The sequence below is a fragment of the Falsiroseomonas sp. RANM36 genome (genome assembly GCF_056682175.1).
Genome location: NZ_JBWXTD010000001.1, coordinates 39508 through 56387 on the forward strand (window position 1 = coordinate 39508; position 16880 = coordinate 56387).

At 71.2% G+C, this 16880-nt stretch carries 17 protein-coding genes; 7 read left to right on the forward strand and 10 right to left on the reverse strand.

From position 1 onward, the window contains the following. On the reverse strand, positions 1 to 969 hold the full coding sequence (locus tag AC1MIR_RS00175; protein ID WP_480026166.1) for a Bug family tripartite tricarboxylate transporter substrate binding protein: 969 nt from the start codon (positions 967 to 969) through the stop codon (positions 1 to 3). Positions 970 to 1128: 159 nt separating this feature from the next. Here AC1MIR_RS00175 and AC1MIR_RS00180 point away from each other — a divergent pair, with 159 nt between their 5' ends. The 7 genes from AC1MIR_RS00180 to AC1MIR_RS00210 all read left to right on the forward strand — a co-directional run bounded on the left by AC1MIR_RS00180 (position 1129) and on the right by AC1MIR_RS00210 (position 8438). Then, positions 1129 to 1344 (forward strand): hypothetical protein, encoded by a 216-nt coding sequence (locus AC1MIR_RS00180; protein ID WP_480026167.1) that lies wholly within the window; start codon positions 1129 to 1131, stop codon positions 1342 to 1344. A gap of 58 nt (positions 1345 to 1402) precedes the next feature. Beyond that, positions 1403 to 3217 carry an ABC-F family ATP-binding cassette domain-containing protein gene (locus tag AC1MIR_RS00185; protein WP_480026168.1) on the forward strand — a complete coding sequence of 605 codons (1815 nt, stop codon included), beginning with the start codon at positions 1403 to 1405 and terminating at the stop codon, positions 3215 to 3217. 10 nt (positions 3218 to 3227) lie between these two features. Next, a complete protein-coding gene (locus tag AC1MIR_RS00190) occupies positions 3228 to 4103 on the forward strand; it encodes a DMT family transporter (protein WP_480026169.1) in 876 nt (291 codons plus the stop codon). Between the two features lie 52 nt (positions 4104 to 4155). Next, positions 4156 to 5379 (forward strand): M24 family metallopeptidase, encoded by a 1224-nt coding sequence (locus tag AC1MIR_RS00195; RefSeq protein ID WP_480026170.1) that lies wholly within the window; start codon positions 4156 to 4158, stop codon positions 5377 to 5379. After that, the gene (locus AC1MIR_RS00200; protein ID WP_480026171.1) at positions 5376 to 6032 is read left to right on the forward strand and encodes a glutathione S-transferase family protein; all 657 of its coding nucleotides are present in this window, start codon (positions 5376 to 5378) and stop codon (positions 6030 to 6032) included. The genes AC1MIR_RS00195 and AC1MIR_RS00200 overlap by 4 nt, the downstream gene beginning before the upstream one ends. Positions 6033 to 6058: 26 nt before the next feature. Then, the gene (locus tag AC1MIR_RS00205; RefSeq protein WP_480026172.1) at positions 6059 to 6706 is read left to right on the forward strand and encodes a glutathione S-transferase family protein; all 648 of its coding nucleotides are present in this window, start codon (positions 6059 to 6061) and stop codon (positions 6704 to 6706) included. A gap of 100 nt (positions 6707 to 6806) precedes the next feature. Further along, entirely contained in the window at positions 6807 to 8438 is a 1632-nt protein-coding gene (locus AC1MIR_RS00210; RefSeq protein WP_480026173.1) for a GMC family oxidoreductase, read from the forward strand. Positions 8439 to 8456: 18 nt separating this feature from the next. Here AC1MIR_RS00210 and AC1MIR_RS00215 read toward each other — a convergent pair whose 3' ends face one another. The 9 genes from AC1MIR_RS00215 to AC1MIR_RS00255 form a co-directional block, all read right to left on the reverse strand. Next, positions 8457 to 9323, reverse strand: a complete 867-nt coding sequence (locus AC1MIR_RS00215) for a carbohydrate ABC transporter permease (RefSeq protein ID WP_480026174.1) — start codon at positions 9321 to 9323, stop codon at positions 8457 to 8459. Then, the gene (locus tag AC1MIR_RS00220) at positions 9307 to 10224 is read right to left on the reverse strand and encodes a carbohydrate ABC transporter permease (RefSeq protein ID WP_480026175.1); all 918 of its coding nucleotides are present in this window, start codon (positions 10222 to 10224) and stop codon (positions 9307 to 9309) included. The genes AC1MIR_RS00215 and AC1MIR_RS00220 overlap by 17 nt, the downstream gene beginning before the upstream one ends. Positions 10225 to 10230: 6 nt before the next feature. After that, positions 10231 to 11565, reverse strand: coding sequence for an ABC transporter substrate-binding protein (locus tag AC1MIR_RS00225; protein ID WP_480026176.1), 1335 nt, complete (start codon positions 11563 to 11565; stop codon positions 10231 to 10233). Positions 11566 to 11682: 117 nt separating this feature from the next. After that, positions 11683 to 12183 (reverse strand): GAF domain-containing protein, encoded by a 501-nt coding sequence (locus AC1MIR_RS00230; RefSeq protein ID WP_480026177.1) that lies wholly within the window; start codon positions 12181 to 12183, stop codon positions 11683 to 11685. Next, positions 12180 to 13094 (reverse strand): branched-chain amino acid ABC transporter permease, encoded by a 915-nt coding sequence (locus AC1MIR_RS00235; RefSeq protein ID WP_480026178.1) that lies wholly within the window; start codon positions 13092 to 13094, stop codon positions 12180 to 12182. Before AC1MIR_RS00235 ends, AC1MIR_RS00230 begins: the two co-directional genes overlap by 4 nt. Continuing rightward, positions 13094 to 13966, reverse strand: coding sequence for a branched-chain amino acid ABC transporter permease (locus AC1MIR_RS00240; RefSeq protein WP_480026179.1), 873 nt, complete (start codon positions 13964 to 13966; stop codon positions 13094 to 13096). Before AC1MIR_RS00240 ends, AC1MIR_RS00235 begins: the two co-directional genes overlap by 1 nt. Before the next feature lie 58 nt (positions 13967 to 14024). After that, on the reverse strand, positions 14025 to 15257 hold the full coding sequence (locus AC1MIR_RS00245; RefSeq protein WP_480026180.1) for an ABC transporter substrate-binding protein: 1233 nt from the start codon (positions 15255 to 15257) through the stop codon (positions 14025 to 14027). Between the two features lie 35 nt (positions 15258 to 15292). Next, positions 15293 to 16015, reverse strand: coding sequence for an ABC transporter ATP-binding protein (locus tag AC1MIR_RS00250; protein ID WP_480026181.1), 723 nt, complete (start codon positions 16013 to 16015; stop codon positions 15293 to 15295). Continuing rightward, complete coding sequence (locus AC1MIR_RS00255) at positions 16008 to 16781, reverse strand: ABC transporter ATP-binding protein (RefSeq protein WP_480026182.1); 774 nt, start codon at positions 16779 to 16781, stop codon at positions 16008 to 16010. Before AC1MIR_RS00255 ends, AC1MIR_RS00250 begins: the two co-directional genes overlap by 8 nt. Between the last annotated feature and the right edge of the window lie 99 nt (positions 16782 to 16880).

The window sequence follows — 16880 nt, forward strand, 5'->3', positions numbered from 1 at the left end:
TCAGTTCATCGTCACGCCGGTGGCGCGCACCACCTCGGACCAACGCTCGATCTCGGCCAGCACGTAGCGCTGCGTCTCCTCCGGCGGATCGCCGACGGGCTCGACCCCGATGCTCGCCAGGCGCTGGCGCACCGCATCCGACTGCAGCGCGCGGCGGAGCTGGACATACATCGCCTGCACGATGTCGTCGGGCACGCGGCCGGGCCCGGCGAGGCCGAACCAGTTCGTGGTGGCCACCGCCACGCCCTGCTCGGTCAGCGTCGGGATCTCCGGGAAGGCCGGCGTCCGCGCGGGCGAGGACACCGCCAGCGGGCGGACCGCGCCCGAGCGGATATGCGGCGCGGCGGAAGGCAGGCTGTCCCACATGCTCTCGATGCGCCCGCCGATCACATCCGTCGCAGCCGCCTGCGCGCCGCGATAGGGCACATGCACGATCTGCACGCCGGCAGTGCGGTTCACCAGCTCGCCCGTGAGGTGGTGCAGCGTGCCGTTGCCGCCCGAGCCGAAATTCATCGCGCCCGGCCGCGCCTTCGCCGCCGCGATGTAGTCCGCGAGCGTGCGGAAGGGCTGGTCCTTCTCGACGATCAGCACAAGCGGCAGCGTGCCGATGATGGTGACCGCGCGGAAATCGGTGCGCGTGTCATAGGGCAGGTTGCGGTTCAGCTCGCGGAAGATCGCCTGCGGGCCGACATTGGTGGTGAGCCAAGTGTAGCCGTCCGGCGCCGATTTCGCGACGAAGTCCGACCCCAGCACGCCGCCCGCGCCCGGCCTGTTCTCCACCACGAAGCTCTGGCCGGTCTGTTCCTGCAACGCCTGTGCCAGGGTGCGCGTGAGGATGTCCGAGGCGCCGGCCGGCGGCGAGGAGGAAACCATGCGCACCGGCCGCGCGGGCCAGCCGGACGCATTGCCCTGGGCCAGGGCGGGCAGCGGCAGCAGGGCGAGCGTGGCAAGCAGGTCGCGTCGGCGCATCGTCGGGGAATCCTTCGTCTGCTTCATGCTGCAGCGCGGAAGTTGCGCATGGAGCGATGGCGCGATCAAGCGCGCTTGAGTTGCCGCACCCGCCCCGCCTTCCCATTCAACAGGAAAGGCCGCGCAATCCGCGGCCGCATCGAGGAAGGAGGTACCGGCATGGATGGACGGGACATGGAACGTTGCGTGGGCAAGGCCAGCCGCCGCCGCGCGCCGCGCGCGGGGATCGAGGCGCTGCGCCGCAACCAGCAGCCGATGCAGGGCACGACCGCCGAGGACTGCCTGAAGGCCGGGCGCGACCCGGAACGCAAGCTCGAGGAACTGCGCCGCGACGCCGGCGGCGCGCAGGCGCTGCGGGCCTCGCCGATGACCTGAGAGGCGTCGCCACCCCCGCAGGTTGACGCGGGGGCCGCGCCTCTCCATTCCCCGGGGGATGCCCCCGCCGCCGCTGCTCCATCTGCGCGACATCCGCCTGCGTCTCGGCTCCTCCTGGCTGCTGGATGGGGCGGAGCTGATGGTCGGCGCCGGAGAGCGCGTGGCGCTGGTCGGGCGGAACGGCTCGGGCAAGTCCACGCTGCTGAAGGTTGCCTCCGGCATGATCGAGGCCGATGGCGGCACGCGCTTCCTGCAACCGGGTGCCACGCTGCGCTACCTGCCGCAGGAACCCGACCTCGGCGGCTTCGCGACGACCGGCGCCTTCGTCGAGGCCGGCCTCGCGCCCGGCGACGATCCGCATCGTGCGCGCGTGCTGCTGGAGGGCCTCGGCCTGACCGGGGAGGAAGCGCCGGCGCGGCTCTCGGGCGGCGAGGCGCGGCGCGCGGCGCTGGCGCGCGTGCTGGCGCCCCGCCCCGACATCCTGCTGCTGGACGAGCCGACCAACCATCTCGACCTGCCGGCGATCGAGTGGCTTGAATCCGAGCTGCTGCAGACGCGCGGCGCGCTGGTGCTGATCAGCCATGACCGCCGCTTCCTGGAACGGCTGTCGCGCGCGATGGTCTGGCTGGATCGCGGCACCACGCGCCGCCTGGAAGAAGGCTTTTCCGGCTTCGAGGCCTGGCGCGACCGCGTGCTGGAGGAAGAGGAAGCCGAGGCACACAAGCTCGCGCGAAAGATCGTGCGGGAGGAGCATTGGCTGCGCTACGGCGTGACCGCGCGGCGCAAGCGCAACGTCAAGCGACTGGCCGGCCTGCAGGAGTTGCGCAAGCGCCGCAAGGAACGCGTGGCGGCCGTCGGCACCGTGCGCATGGCGGCGACCGAGGCCGATGGATCCGGCACGCTGGTTGTCGCCGCGGACGGCATTTCCAAACGCTTCGGCGAAGCCCCGCCGGTCGTCCAGAAGTTCTCCACGCGCATCCTGCGCGGCGACCGCGTGGGGATTGTCGGGCCGAATGGCGCGGGCAAGACGACGCTGCTGCGCATGCTGACCGGCGCGCTTGCGCCGGACGAGGGCGAGGTACGGCTCGGCACAAACCTGCAGATGGTCACGCTGGACCAGATGCGCGCCGGCCTCGATCCCGACATGACGCTGGCGGATGCGCTGACCGGCGGCCGCGGCGACCAGATCCGCGTGGGCGGCGAGGCGAAGCACGTCGTCGGCTACATGAAGGAATTTCTCTTCGTTGCGGAGCAGGCGCGCACGCCCGTGGGCATGCTCTCGGGCGGGGAGCGCGGGCGGCTGATGCTGGCGCGCGCGATGGCGCAGCCCTCCAACCTGCTGGTGCTCGACGAGCCGACCAACGACCTCGACCTCGAGACGCTCGACCTGCTGCAGGAGCTGCTGTCCGACTACCAGGGGACCGTCATCGTCGTCAGCCACGACCGCGATTTCCTCGACCGTGTCGCGACCAACGTGATCGCCTGGGAAGGCGACGGGCGCTGGCAGGACTATGCCGGCGGCTATGCCGACATGGTCGCGCAGCGCGGCCGGGGCGTGCAGGCCAAGGTTTCGGACGCGCCGCGCCGCGAAACGGAATCGCGCGCCACCGAAGACGCGGTGCGCGCTGCAACGAAACAAAAAATGTCGTTCAAGGACCGGCATGCGCTGGAGACGCTGCCGGCGCGCATCGCCCAGCTGGAGCGCGAGATCGCCACCCTGCAGGCGCAGCTTGCCGATCCGGGCCTCTATGCCCGCGACGCCGCCGGCTTCGCCGCGCGCGGCAGCCTGCTCGGCAAGAAGCAGGCGGAGCGCGAGGCGGCCGAGGAGGAATGGCTGCGCCTGGAACTGTTGCGCGAGGAGCTGGAGGGCTAGCCTGCCCGGCATGACCCCCGCGCAGCGCGAGCAGAACGTCCTGCTCGGCATCGGCTTCATGATGCTGGCCGCGACGATCCTGCCCGTGATGAACGGGCTCGTGCAGTGGCTGAACCTGCGCTATCCGCCGGAGCAGGTGATCTGGGCGCGCATCACCGGGCATCTGCTGATCATGCTGGCGATCATGCTGCCGCGCTCCGGCCTGCGCGTGCTGGCCACCAACCGCCCCGTGCTGCAATTCGGCCGCTCGCTCTGCCAGCTCGGCTCGACCTCCCTCTACTTCGTGGGGCTGATGACGCTGCCGCTGGCGAAGGCGGCCGCGGTCGGCTTCCTCGCCCCCTTCCTCGTCACGCTGCTGGCCTGGCCGATGCTGGGCGAGCGGCTGCGCGCAGCGCGGCTCGGCGCGGTGGTGCTCGGCTTCCTCGGGGTGCTGGTGGTGATCCGCCCCGGCAGCGACAGCTTCCAGCCGGCTTCCCTGCTGATCCTCGGCAGCGCCGTGACCAACGCGCTGTACCAGGTGCTGACCCGCAAGGTCGCGCCGCATGACCGGCCCGAGACCTCGGTGCTCTGGAGCGCGCTGCTCGGCGGCGTGGTGCTGACGCTGGCCGTGCCGTGGTTCTGGACCACGCCGGCGACAGTGGCGGACCTCGGCGCCTTCCTCGCGGTCGGCGCCATCGGCGCGGCGGGGCATTACTGCGTCGCGCGCGCCTTCGGCCTGGGCCCGGCGGCGGTGATCGCGCCCTTCCACTACTGGCAGATCGTCAGCGCCACCGTCATGGGCGTGCTGCTGACCGGCCTCTGGCCGGAAGCCGCGACCTGGCTCGGCGCGGCGATCATCGTCTCCGCCGGCGTGTTCCTCGCGATCAACGAAGGGCGGCGCCGCTGACGCGGGCCGCGGAACATGGCATGGAAGGGCACCGGGGAAAGGGATCACGGGCATGACGGTCGGCGTGGGCGGGTCTGACTTCGCCACGGAACTCGCGGGCATCCGCAACCAGCGCGACGCCGTGCCGCCCATCGGCGTGGAGGAGCATGCGCGCCGCGTGGAACGCGCCCAGGCGCGCATGCGCGAGCTCGGCATCGCCGCGCTGTGGCTGGACGGCACCACCAACCTCGCCTGGCTGACCGGGCTGAAGCATGGCCAGACCGAGCGGCCCGTCGGCGCCATCCTGCCGGCGCAGGGTCCCCTCTCCTACCTCTCGCCCGCCTTCGAGGTGGAGCGCATCCGCACCATGCTGCTGCTGCCCGGCGAGGTGCGCGGCTGGGAGGAGGACGAGGACCCCTACGCGCTCTTCACCGAGATGCTGCGGGAGGCCGATGTGGCGGGCGGCACCGTGGCGCTGGACGACATGGCGCGGGTGTTCGTCGCGGAAGGCATGCGCGGGGCGCTGCCGAACCACCGCTTCATCGCCTCCGGCCCCGTCACCTCCCACCTGCGGGAGCAGAAGACGGAGCAGGAGGTCGCGATCCTGCGCCAGGCGATGGGCATGACGCTGCAGATCCACGCCGCCGCGGCGCGCGCGCTGCAGCCCGGCGTGACGACGACGGAGGTGGCGGATTTCCTCGCCGCCGCGCATCGCCGCGCGGGCTTCGACGGCGGCCTCGCCTTCTCCATCGTGCTGTTCGGCGAGCCCACCGCCTATCCGCATGGCGTGCCCTATCCGCAGACGCTCGCCGAGGGCGACGTGGTGCTGATCGATGTCGGCGCGCCGCTGCATGGCTATGTCTCCGACATCACCCGCAGCTACGTCTTCGGCACGCCGACGCCGCGCCAGCGCGAGATCTGGAACCTGGCCAAGCGCGCCCCGGCCGCCGGCTTCGCGGCCGCGAAGCCCGGCGCGCCCTGCGCCGCGATCGACGACGCCTGCCGGGGCGAGGTGGTGAAGGCCGGCATGGGGCCCGGCTACAAGGTGCCGGGCCTGCCGCACCGCACCGGCCACGGGATCGGGATGGACGTGCATGAGGCGCCCTATTTCGTCGGCGGCAACAAGCAGCCGCTGGCCGTCGGCAACACCGGCAGCATCGAGCCGACCATCGCGATCTATGGCGAGTTCGGCATCCGGCTGGAGGACCACATCGTCATCACCGAACGCGGCGCCGACTGGCTGACGCAGCCCTCACGCTCCGTGGACGATCCCTTCGGGCTGGAGGGGCGCGCGTGATCACGCTCTACGGCGTGCATCGCTCCCGCGCGCTGCGCTGCATCTGGGCGCTGGAGGAGATGGGGCTGGCGTATCGGCTGGTGCCGGTGATGCAGGCGTTTCGCCTGGCCGATCCGGCGGCGCCGGACGCGCCGTTCAACACGCGCTCCCCGGCCTTCCTGCAGCTGAACCCCGCCGGCTCCATCCCAGTGCTGGAGGAGGATGGCGTGGTGCTGGCGGAGTCGCTGGCGATCAACCTGTTCCTCGCGCAGCGTCACGGCGCGCCCATCGGCGCCGCGGATGCGGCGGAGGCGGCGCGGCTGGCGCAATGGACGCTGTTCGCCGCGACCGAGATCGAGCCGCGCAGCCACGCCATCCTGATGAACCGCGTGCAGCTTCCGCCCGACCAGCGCAGCGAAGCCAAGGTGGCGGACGCCCTCGCCGCGCTGCGCCGCCCCTTCGCCGTGCTGGAGCAAATACTGGCGCAGGGCCATCCCGTCGGCGGCCGCTTCACCGTGGCCGACATCGCGCTCGCCGAGACCGTGCGCTACGCGCAGCCCGCGCCGGAAGCGTTCGAGGGCACGCCGCATCTGAAGGCCTGGCTCGCGGCCTGCCAGGCGCGACCGGCCTATCGCACCATCCTGGCGCGGCGCGATGCCGAGCCGGCGCTGTAAGAAAGCTTCGACGGAAGGAACGACCCATGTTGACCATCTATGGCGTGCTGCGCTCCCGCGCTTCGCGCAATGTCTGGCTCGCGTACGAACTCGGCATGCCCTTCGAGCATGTCCCGGTGATCCAGGCCGGACGCGCGGAGGGATCGGGCGTCGCGCTGAACACGCGCTCGCCGGAGTTCCTGCGCATCAATCCGAATGGCCGCATTCCCGCGATGAAGGATGGCGATCTCGTCCTGGCGGAATCGCTCGCGATCAACCTCTACATGGCGAAGAAGGCGGGCGGCACGCTCGCGCCGAAGGACCTCGCCGAGGATGCGCAGATGACCGCCTGGTCCATCTGGGCGATGACCGAGGCCGAGCCGCACACCATCGAGGTGCTCTACAACAGCATCGGCAAGCCGCCCGAGGAGCGCGACGCGGCCAAGCTCGCGGCCGCGATCGCCGCGCTGAAGGCGCCCTTCGCCGTGCTGGACGCGGCGCTGGCGAAGGATGGCTGGCTGGTCGGCGGGCGCTTCACCGTGGCGGATCTCAACCTCGCCGAGGTGGTGCGCTACGCCCAGCCCGCGCCGGAACTGTTCGCGGCGGCGCCGAACGTCAAGGCCTGGCTCGCCGCCTGCCAGGCGCGCCCGGCCTTCCAGCGTATGATGGAGGAGCGGAACAAGGAGGCCGCATAGGCCTTCCGCGCCGTCGAGGCGCCGCTCCCCGCCTGATCGTCCTTGGCCCCGGCCACGCCGCGGCGCATGCTGCGTGTCGCGGCAGGGGGGCGCTTCGGCGATGGCGACGGGCAGCGGGCCGACCGAGTGGGACCACGTCATCGTCGGCGCGGGCTCCGCCGGCTGCGCCCTCGCCGCCCGCCTGTCGGAGGCCGGTCTGACGGTGCTGCTGCTGGAGGCCGGCGGCGAGGCAACCGGGCGGTGGATGCGGATCCCGCTCGGCGTCGGGCGCATCATCCTCGACGACCGCGTGACGCGGCAGTTCCGCACAGAGCCCGATGCGGGCGCCGCCGGGCGCAGCGTGGTTTGGCCGCGCGGGCGCGTGCTCGGCGGATCGAGCGCGATCAACGGCATGATCTGGGTGCGCGGCGATCCGGCGCGCTGGGATGCCTGGGGCGCGGAAGGCTGCCCGGGCTGGGATTGGCGCGAGATCGGCCAACGCATGCGCACGATCGAGGATGCCGATGTCGGCGACCCGGCGCTGCGCGGCCGCGGCGGGCCGATCCGGGTGGAGGAAACGCATCGCAACGACGCGCTGACCGAGGCCTTCATCGCCGCCTGCCAGGGCGTCGGCATCCCGGCCACGCCCGACTACAACGGCGCGCAGCATGAAGGCGTCGGCCGCCTGCAGATGAACACGCGGCGCGGGCGGCGGGTCAGCGCGGCGGCGGGCTATCTCCGGGAAGCCGCGGGACGGCCGAACCTCGCGGTGCAGACCGGCGCGCTGGCGCGGCGCGTGCTGTTCGAAGGCCGGCGCGCCATCGGCGTGGAATACGACGCGCCGGACGGCCCGCGCATCGCCCATGCACGCCACGGCGTGGTGCTGGCCGCCGGCGCGATCCAGTCGCCGCACCTGCTGGAACTCTCGGGCATCGGCGCGGCGGAGCGGCTGCGCGCGCTCGGCATTCCCGTTGTCGCGGACCGGCCTTCGGTGGGTGAGAACCTCTCCGACCATTTCCACATCCGCGTCACCTGGCGATCCCAGGGCGTGCTGACGGTGAACGAGCTGCTCTCGAAGCCCTGGCGGCATGGCCCGGTGGAGATGCTGCGCTGGCAGCTCTTCGGCACCGGCCTCTTCGCGGGCGTGGCGGCGACGGCGCATGCGCTGGCGCGCACCGCGCCGGGCGCGACACGGCCGGACATGAAGCTGCAGATGCACAAGATCAGCGCCGCCGACCGCACCGGCATGGCCAAGGGCGCCGGGGTTGACCCCTATCCCGGGGTCTCGATCGGCTATTTCCAGCTCTATCCGGAAAGCCGCGGCTGGGTGCATGCCGCCTCGCCCGACCCGCGGGAGCCACCGCGGATCCTGCCGAACTACCTGGCGGAGGAAGCCGACCGCGCGGCGGCGCTGCGTGGCCTGCACCTGTCCCGCGCCATCGCGTCACAGCCGGCACTGGCGCCCTTCCTGGTGGCGGAGGACCGGCCCGGCAGCGACGCGACGGAGGACGACGCACTGCTCGACTACATCCGGCGCACCGGCAACACCTCCTACCACCCGGTCGGCACGTGCCGGATGGGCGGCGACGCCGGTTCGGTCGTGGACCCCTCCTGCCGCGTGCGGGGCGTGGACGGGCTGCGCGTGGTGGACGCCTCGGTGATGCCCTTCCTGGTCTCGTCGAACACGAACGCGCCCTCGATGGCGATCGGCGAGAACGCAGCGCGGATCATGCTCGCGGAACGGAATGTCTGAACGCAGCGCCCGACGGCGCTATTCCTTCGTCCCGCCCGCGGTCAGCCCGCGCACCAGGTAGTTGCGCACCAGCAGCGAGAACACGACGACCGGCAGCATCACCAGCGTGCCCGCCGCGGCGATGCGGCCCCATTCCCAGCCGGTGTACTGGATGAAGTTCACGATCGCGACCGGCGCGGTGGAGGCGTTGGTGCGCGTCAGCACCAGCGCGTAGAAGAAGTCGTTCCAGGAGAGGATGAAGCAGAGCACCGCCGTCGCCGCCAGGCCCGGCGCCGAAAGCGGCAGCGTGACGCGCAGGAAGGTCTGCCAGACGCCGCAGCCGTCGATCCAGGCGGCTTCCTCCAGCGCGCGGGGCACGCCCTCGAAGAAGGTCTGCATCATCCAGATCACCAGCGCGAGGTTGAAGGTGAGATAGACGATGATCAGGCCGATCAGCGTGTCGTGCAGCCCGACATAGGCATAGGCCAGGAAGAAGGGGATGGTGAAGGCAATGGGCGGCGCCATGCGGGTGGCGAGGATCCAGAGCGCGATTGCCCGCCGTCGGCGGAAATTCGCCCGCGAGAGCGCATAGGCCGCCGGCACCCCGATCAGCAGCGCAAGCACGGTCGAGGCCAGGCTGACCACGACCGAGTTGACGAAGGATCCCGGGAAGATGCCGGTCCAGAGGGCGGCGTAGTGCTCGAAGGTCGGGATGAAGCGCAGGTCGTAGCCGAAGATGTCGTCGTTCGGTCTGAACGACATCTGCACGAGCCAGAGGAAGGGGAACAGCACCAGGAAGAGCAACACGATGGTCGCCGCGTTGCCGATGGCTTCGCGGTTCCGCGCGGCCCAGCCGGGCCGGCGGAAGGCGACGCCCTGGGCCGGCAATTCACTCCGCCCGTGCATCCGCGGCCCCCGTCAGGCGGTCGATCAGCCAGGACAACAGGAAGATGGCGGCGACCATCAGAGTCGCGATGGCGCTGGCATAGCCCCAGAGCGAGAAGTTGAAGGCCTGCACGAAGGCGTAGTAGTTCGTGACCGTCGTCGCATCGCCTGGCCCGCCGCTGGTCAGCACGTAGATCAGCGGGAAGGCCTTGATGGAATCGATCAGGCGGAACAGCGCGGCCACGATCAGCGTCGGCACGATGTAGGGCAGCAGCACGTAGCGGAAGAGCTGCACGTCGTTCGCGCCATCGATCTTCGCCGCCTCCACCGGGCTGTCCGGGATCATCTGCAGCGCCGCCAGCACCATCAGCATCGTGAAGGGAAACCATTCCCAGGTCTCGGCGAAGACGATCGCCCAGAGGGCGAAGTCGGGGTCGGTCGTCAGCGGCGGCACGGGCAGGCCGATCCAGGCCATGAAGCGGTGGAACGGGCTGATGTCCACCGTGTACATCACGCGCCAGAGGATGCCGACCGCGATGGGCGGCAGCACCATCGGCACCAGGAAGATGGTGCGCGCGAAGCGCCGCAGCGCGTTGCCCTGGTTGAGCAGCAGCGCCACGCCGAGCCCGGCCAGCAGTTGCAGCACCACCGTCGCGGCGGAGAGCTGCACCTGGATCCAGGCCGAGCGGTGGAAGCGCTCATCCTCCCAGAGGTCGAGGTAGTTGTACTGCGGTCCGGAGAAGTCCCAGGCGGTGCCGGGCATGGTGAGGTTGAGCGGGGTGAGGGAGGTCAGGAACAGGTAAAGCGCCGGCGCGACGGTGATGACGGCCAGCACGATCAGTGCCGGCGCGAGCCCCCAGAAGAAGGCTCGGCGCCGCTGCTCGCTCCATCCCACCGCGTGCTGCGCGGCCGCGTGCCGCACCGCGGATCAGAACCGCACGCCGGCGCGGCGCAGATCGGCGAGGGTATTGCGCTGGGCGAGCTGGAAGCTTTCGCGCGCGCCCATCTGGCCGGAGATCACGCGCTCCATCGCCTGCGTCATCTGGGCGTTGGCCTGCGGATAGACATGCACCGTGCGGTAGGCCATGTGGCCCTGCGCCGCGGTGGCGAGCGTGTCCACATAGAGCTTCGTGGTGTCCACGCCGTTGATCGTCGTGCGCGCGCGGAATTCGGGCGTGCTCAGGATCGAGCTGCGGGTGATCGAGCCATAGCCCTTCTCGGTCACCATCCGGGTCAGCAGTTCCTTCGACATCGCCCATTTGATGAATTCCCAGGACGCGTCCTTGTTGCGGGCGCCGGTGGGAATGCCCCAGCCATGCGAGGCGATGCCGGGGAAGCGGCCCTTCGGCCCGGCCGGGAACATGCCGAAATTGACCGTGTCCTTCACGCGGCTGCCGGCCTCGCCCGACAGCAGCAGGAAGGCGTGGTTGTTGAGCTGGTAGTTCACCCGCCCCATGCGGAAGGACTGCGTGGTCTGGTCCACGTTGTACCCCAGCGCCTGGGGCGGTCCGTATTGCCGCAGCAGCTTGGCGAGGAATTCCGCCGCCTCGATCGCTTCCGGCGTGTCGAGGGTGGGGAAGAGGTCGTCCGGCGGATTGCGGAAGACGTTGCCGCCGAAGGATTGCAGGAAGGGCGGATAGGTCCAGCCGTAGTGGTTCTCGACGAGGAAGCCGGCGGTCTCCTCCTTGCCGTTCACCGCGGCGACGGTGCGCTCCATCTCCGCGAAAGTGTCGGGCATGCCGAGCCCCTCGCGCCGCAGCAGGTCGAAGCGGCTGGCGCCGGCGATGAGCGCATCGGCGACCCAGGGGATGCCGTAGACCTGGCCGCGGCGGTCCTTCATCGGATGCACCGCGCCGGCCAGCAGATCGGCAAAATCCCAGTCGGCCGGCGTCTTGTTGCGATCGTTGATGAACGGATCGAGCGGCGTGAACCAGCCGGCGCCGATCCAGCGCGCGGTGTAGATGAAGGTGACGTTCAGCACATCGAAGGCCGACCCCTTGGTCGAAAGCTCGAGGTCGGCGCGCTGGTTGTAGATCGGGAAGCCCGGCGTGTCGTAGTTCACCTGGATGCCGGTGGCGGCGGTGAACTCCGGCAGGTAGTCGGCGATGAAGCGCGCATAGGGCGCCGACCAGCAGGAGATGTTGAGCGTGACGCCCTGGAATCGCCGCGCGCCTTGCGCATAGGCCGGCAGCCGCACAGTGCCTGCGGCGAGCGCCGCGGCCGTCGCCGCCAATAGAGGACGACGGGTGATCCCGTTGGACATGGTGGCCGCTCCCTTCCATCGCGCCGGCTGTCCCGGCTGTCGGGGCAGCATAAGCGGCGGGCCGCGGCCGATGCCAGCATGGAATTTCGCGGGCCGCCGTTCGGGCCCGCGGGCGGCTCAGCCGCCGGCGATCACCTTCATCAGCCCCGGCGCGGCAAGCGCCGCGAAGATCTCTGCCGTCGGCACGTCGGCCTCGCCGTACCAGTTCGCGTGGTGCAGCAGGTTGATGGTGCCGATGCTGCGCCCGTCCCAGCGCACCGGCACGTTCAGCACGCTCTCGCAGCCCAGGCTGCGGATCAGCTCGTGGTCGAAGAAGACATCGCGGATGTCCTCGTAGGTGCGCCCGATATAGGCTTCCCCGGCGCCGAGGACGCGCTGGAACCAGTGCGTGCGGTTGATCGGCTTGCGCCCGCCCACCGGGTATTCGCGCGGCATGTTGGAGTAGTAGCGCTGGCTTTCCTCGGCGCCCGGATGGATCACCAGGATGGTGAACAGCCGGTGCCCGATGGCGTGCCCCATCGCCGCGTCCCGCGCGGCGAAGAGCGGGCCGGGCTGACCGCCTTCGGCGGCGGCGGCGGCGACGGCGGCGTAGTGCGGGGCGGGATCGGCGCGGCTCATCTGGCCTCCTCGGGCGTCGAGCGGGTTCGGCTGCGTTCGGGGATCAGCCCCTGCGGGCGGAAGCGCAGCAGCAGGATCAGCGAGAGTGCGATGATGCTCTCCCGCAGCGCGGCCTTCTGCACCGGCGTGACGCCCGGGATCTCCTGCGCGAGGAAGCGGGTGCCTTCCAGCAGCAGCACGACGAAGAGCGCGCCCACCACCGCGCCGCGCATCGCGCCGACGCCGCCCGCGGTCAGCGCCAGCACGATGTAGATGGTGAGCAGCGGCGCGAAGCCTTCGGGCGCGATATAGGCGTTGTAGTGGGCGTAGAGCGCGCCGGCGAAGCCGACCACCGCCGCCCCCAGCGCGAAGGCGCGCAGCTTGAACCACAGCACCGGCTTGCCCGCCACCGCGGCCACGTCCTCGTCCTCCCGCACGGCGCGCAGCACGCGGCCGAAGGGCGCGTGGGAAGCGCGGGACAGCAGCAGGAAGACCACGCCCACCGCGCACCAGACCAGCGCCAGGAAGATCAGGTTGAACTGCTGCGGCGAGACGTCGCCGCGCCAGGGGCCGGGGATGCCGCTGATGCCGTCGGTGCCGTTGGTCAGCCAGATCTCGTTGGACGCCACCAGCCGGATCACCTCGGCGAAGCCGAGGGTGACGATCGCCAGGTAGTCGCCGCGCAGCCGCGCGACGATCAGCGCCATCAGCCCGCCCGCCAGCGCCGCCACCACCGCGCCCGCGGCCCAGCCGAGCGGCATCGGCCAGGCCAGCTTCGTCGTCAGCAGCGCCGAGGCATAGGCGCCGAGCCCGAAGAAGCCGACCAGGCCGAGATTGACCATCCCCGCCAGGCCCCAGATCACGTTGAGCCCGAGCGCCATCAGCGCGTAGAAGCCGGCGAAGACCAGCATCGCGACGAGATAGGCTTCCATCAGGCGGCCCGCCCGAGCAGCCCCTGCGGGCGGATGGAGAGCACGAGCAGGATCGCCAGGAAGGCGGTGACGGTGCGGTAGGCGGGCTCCAGCAACACGCCGGCCATCTCCTCGCCGATGCCGACCACCAGCGCGCCGAGCGCCGCGCCGGGGATGGAGCCGAGCCCGCCCACCACCGCCGCGGCGAAGACCGAGAGGATCACGCGGAAGCCGGTCAGCGGGTCGATCGAGGTGTCGAGGCCGAGCAGCATCCCCCCGAATCCCGCCAGCCCCGCGCCGATGAAGACGGCAACGCGCGCGATGCGGTCGGGGTCCACGCCCTTGATGTCGGCGAGCTGCGGGTTGTCCGCCACCGCGCGCATCGCGCGGCCGAGGCGCGTGAAGGCCAGCAGCGCGAACAGCGCGGCGGCCGCGGCGCAGGCATAGAGCGTGTTCTGCACCTGCTGCGGGCCGACGCGGATGCCGTCGAAGCGCCAGTCCCGCAGGATCGGCAGGTCGTAGGCGCGCAGCTCGTTGCCGAAGAAGAAGCGCAGGATGTTCTCGACCAGCAGCGTCAGCGCGACCGAGGCGATGGCGACGGTCAGCGGCCCGGCGGGGCGCAGCGGCTTCAGCGCCGTCTCCTCCGCCGCCAACCCGACCGCGCCGGCGACGAGGAAGGCAGCGACCAGCGCCAGCGCCGCCGGCAGGCCCCATTGCGTGTTGGCGATCCATCCGGCGAAGGCGCCGACCGTCGCATAGGCGGCCACCGCGAAGTTCGGGTAGCGCAGCACGGCGAAGATCGTGGTGAAGCCGATGGCGGGCAGCATCAGCATGCTGCCCGTCATCACCCCGTTCAGCAGGATCTGGGCGATGTCACGCCAGTCCTGGATCATCGCGCCGCACCCTTCAAGACACGGTGCGCCGCACCGCCTGCGACGCGGCGCGCCGGGCTCAACGCAGTTCGATCAGCTCGAAGCGGCCGCCTGCGGCGCGCTCGAAGCGGAACTTGGTGCCGCGGATGTCGCCGCGCTCGTCGAACTCGACCGGGCCGGAGGAGCCTTCGTAGTTGATCGCCCGGCCCGCGGCCAGGGCGCGCAGCCCGTCGGTGACGTTGTCCACCTTCTCGCCGTCGCCCTGGCTGATCCGGCGCACGGTGTCGCGGATCGCGACGCCGGCGGCATCGCCGGCCGCCGCCGCGGCCAGGATGGCCAGCGCGGCGTGGTCGTTGGTCTGCGCCGAATAGGGGTCCACCGCGGTGTTGCCGAACAGCCTCTCCAGCCGCTTGAAGGCGCCGCTCTCCACATCCGGGCTGGGCTGCCAGGTCATGGTGCCGTTGGTCACCTCGTTCGGCAGGCTGTTCAGCAGGTTCTGGTTGACGGCGTAGGCGGGCGCGAAGCGGCGGCCGTCGAAGCCGGCGCGGAACAGCTCGCGCAGCAGGATCGTCACGTCCGGCAGGTAGCCGTTGAGGAACACGGTGTCCACGCGCGCGCGCATGATCGCGTCCACCTCCGAGCGGAAGGCGGTCTTGTCGCGCTCATAGACGGTGTAGCCGGCCACCTGGCCGCCGGCGGCGGCGAACTTCTCGGCCAGCACGTCCTGGCTGGACTGCGCGAAGGGCGACTGCGCGGCGAGGTGGAAGATCCGCCGCGCGCCCTGGCGCAGCAGGAAGTCGGCGCCGGTCGAGATCTGCAGCCGGCTGTTCGGCTGGGTGCGGAAGATGAAGCCCTGGTGCGGCAGCAGCGTGATCGAATCCGCGCCCGAGACGGTGAAGAGCGGCACGCGGTTCTCCCAGCAGAGCGGCGCGACGGCGGTGGTGACCGAGCTCGCCCAGGTCCCCATCATCGCGGAGACGCGGTCCACGTCGATCAGCTTGCGCGCGCCGCGCACGCCGGCATCGGGGTTGGTCTGGTCGTCCTCGGCCACCACGCGGATCTGCCGGCCGCGGATTCCGCCGGCGGCATTGGCCTCCTCGACCACGGCCTGGATGGCGCGCAGCATTGCGGGGCCATAGGGCCCGCCGGCGCCGGTCAGCGGCGGCAGCGCGCCGAACACCACCGGCGCCCCCTGGCCGAAGGCCCTGCCGCCGATGGCGAAGCTGGTGACAGCGCCGGCGGCGCTCGTCGCGTAGAGCGCGCCTGCGGCGCGACGCAGGGCCGCGCGGCGGCCGATGCGGAACTGGGTCATGCTGTCGTCTCCCTGTCGTTCACAGTAGCTACGCTCTAGCCGCCGAGGAACAGGCGGCGCACCTCTGGGTCGGCGGCCAGCGCCTGGGCCCGGCCGGTGCGGGCCACGCGGCCATCCACCAGCACGATCCCCTCCTCGGCGATGGACAGCGCCTCCAGCGCGTTCTGCTCGACCATCAGGATCGCGGTGCCTTCGGCATGGATGGCGGCGATGGAATCGAACAGGAATTCCGCGGCTTTGGGCGACAGCCCGGCGGATGGCTCGTCCAGCAGCAGGAGCTTCGGCTGCACCATCAGCGCCATCGCCATGGCCAGGATCTGCCGCTGCCCGCCCGAAAGCGTGCGCGCCGCGCGGCGGCGCTTCTCGGCCAGCACGGGGAAGCGCTGCATCAGCGCCTCCGTCCGCTGCCGCACGACGGCGCGGGGTTCCAGGTAGCCGCCCATCTCCAGGTTCTCGCGCACCGTGAGGCTGGCGAAGATGTTCGCCTCCTGCGGCACGAAGGCGACGCCCTGGGCGGCGATGGCGCGCGGCGGCAGGCCGGTCAGCGGCCTGCCCTGCAGCCGGATGCTGCCGGCCTTCGGCTTCAGGATGCCGGCGACGGCCTTGAGCAGCGTGGACTTGCCCGCGCCATTCGGCCCGACGATCGCGGCCATGCGCGCGGGCGCGAGGGAGACGGTGATGCCCTTCAGGATCTCGTCCGCCGCGCCATAGCCGCCGACGACGCCCTCCACCTCCAGCAGCGCGGCGGCCTCAGGCATGCACGCGGCGCCCCATATAGGCTTCCTGCACGCGCGCATCGCTCGCGACGCTCTCGAAACCGCCCTGCGCCAGCAGCCTGCCCTCGGCCATCACGATCACCGGATCGCAGAGCGAGGCGACGAAGTCCATGTGGTGCTCCACGACGAGCACCGTCATGCCTTCCTCCCGCAGATGCGCGATGTGGCGCGCGATCTCGGCGGCGAGGGTGGGGTTCACGCCGGCCACCGGCTCGTCCAGCAGCAGCAGCTTCGGCTCCGCCATCAGCGCGCGACCGATCTCGAGCAGCTTCTTCTGCCCGCCGGACAGCGCCGCCGCCTGGTTGTCCAGCACGCGCGAGAGGTTGAGGCGCGCGGCGATGGCCACGGCGCGGGCGCGCAACTCCTCCTCCCGCCGGCGCATCGCGGGCGTCGCGAGCAGCGCGACGGCGAGCGATTCGCCGGGCTGGTGCTGGCCGTAGAGCAGCAGGTTCTCCAGCACGGTCAGGCGCGGGATGCCGCGGGCGATCTGGAAGCTGCGCACCAGGCCCGCGCGGGTCACACGGTCCGGTCGCGCGCCGGTGATGTCCTGGCCGTCGAAGATGACGTTTCCGCCATCCGGCCGGATGACGCCGGAGATGCACTGGAAGGCGGTGGACTTGCCCGCGCCGTTCGGGCCGATCAGCGCCGTGACCGTGCCGCGCCGGACCGCGAGGTCCAGCCCATCCAGCGCCACCACCCCGCCGAAGCGCCGGACGAGGCCGCGCACCTCCAGTAACGGGGCGGTCATCTTGTGAACGCTACACGCGCCCCCGGCCGCCCGGAAGGGGCGCCCCCTCTTGCGCGGCGACGGACCGTGATCTTATTCCACCAGGCTGGGACGGGTGTT

Coding starts and splice junctions, on each gene's coding strand:
- AC1MIR_RS00175 (WP_480026166.1), bottom strand. CDS start 969: ATGCGCCGACGCGACCTGCTTGCCACGCTCGCCCTGCTGCCGCTGCCC.
- AC1MIR_RS00180 (WP_480026167.1), top strand. CDS start 1,129: ATGGATGGACGGGACATGGAACGTTGCGTGGGCAAGGCCAGCCGCCGC.
- AC1MIR_RS00185 (WP_480026168.1), top strand. CDS start 1,403: ATGCCCCCGCCGCCGCTGCTCCATCTGCGCGACATCCGCCTGCGTCTC.
- AC1MIR_RS00190 (WP_480026169.1), top strand. CDS start 3,228: ATGACCCCCGCGCAGCGCGAGCAGAACGTCCTGCTCGGCATCGGCTTC.
- AC1MIR_RS00195 (WP_480026170.1), top strand. CDS start 4,156: ATGACGGTCGGCGTGGGCGGGTCTGACTTCGCCACGGAACTCGCGGGC.
- AC1MIR_RS00205 (WP_480026172.1), top strand. CDS start 6,059: ATGTTGACCATCTATGGCGTGCTGCGCTCCCGCGCTTCGCGCAATGTC.
- AC1MIR_RS00210 (WP_480026173.1), top strand. CDS start 6,807: ATGGCGACGGGCAGCGGGCCGACCGAGTGGGACCACGTCATCGTCGGC.
- AC1MIR_RS00215 (WP_480026174.1), bottom strand. CDS start 9,323: ATGCACGGGCGGAGTGAATTGCCGGCCCAGGGCGTCGCCTTCCGCCGG.
- AC1MIR_RS00225 (WP_480026176.1), bottom strand. CDS start 11,565: ATGTCCAACGGGATCACCCGTCGTCCTCTATTGGCGGCGACGGCCGCG.
- AC1MIR_RS00230 (WP_480026177.1), bottom strand. CDS start 12,183: ATGAGCCGCGCCGATCCCGCCCCGCACTACGCCGCCGTCGCCGCCGCC.
- AC1MIR_RS00235 (WP_480026178.1), bottom strand. CDS start 13,094: ATGGAAGCCTATCTCGTCGCGATGCTGGTCTTCGCCGGCTTCTACGCG.
- AC1MIR_RS00240 (WP_480026179.1), bottom strand. CDS start 13,966: ATGATCCAGGACTGGCGTGACATCGCCCAGATCCTGCTGAACGGGGTG.
- AC1MIR_RS00245 (WP_480026180.1), bottom strand. CDS start 15,257: ATGACCCAGTTCCGCATCGGCCGCCGCGCGGCCCTGCGTCGCGCCGCA.
- AC1MIR_RS00250 (WP_480026181.1), bottom strand. CDS start 16,015: ATGCCTGAGGCCGCCGCGCTGCTGGAGGTGGAGGGCGTCGTCGGCGGC.
- AC1MIR_RS00255 (WP_480026182.1), bottom strand. CDS start 16,781: ATGACCGCCCCGTTACTGGAGGTGCGCGGCCTCGTCCGGCGCTTCGGC.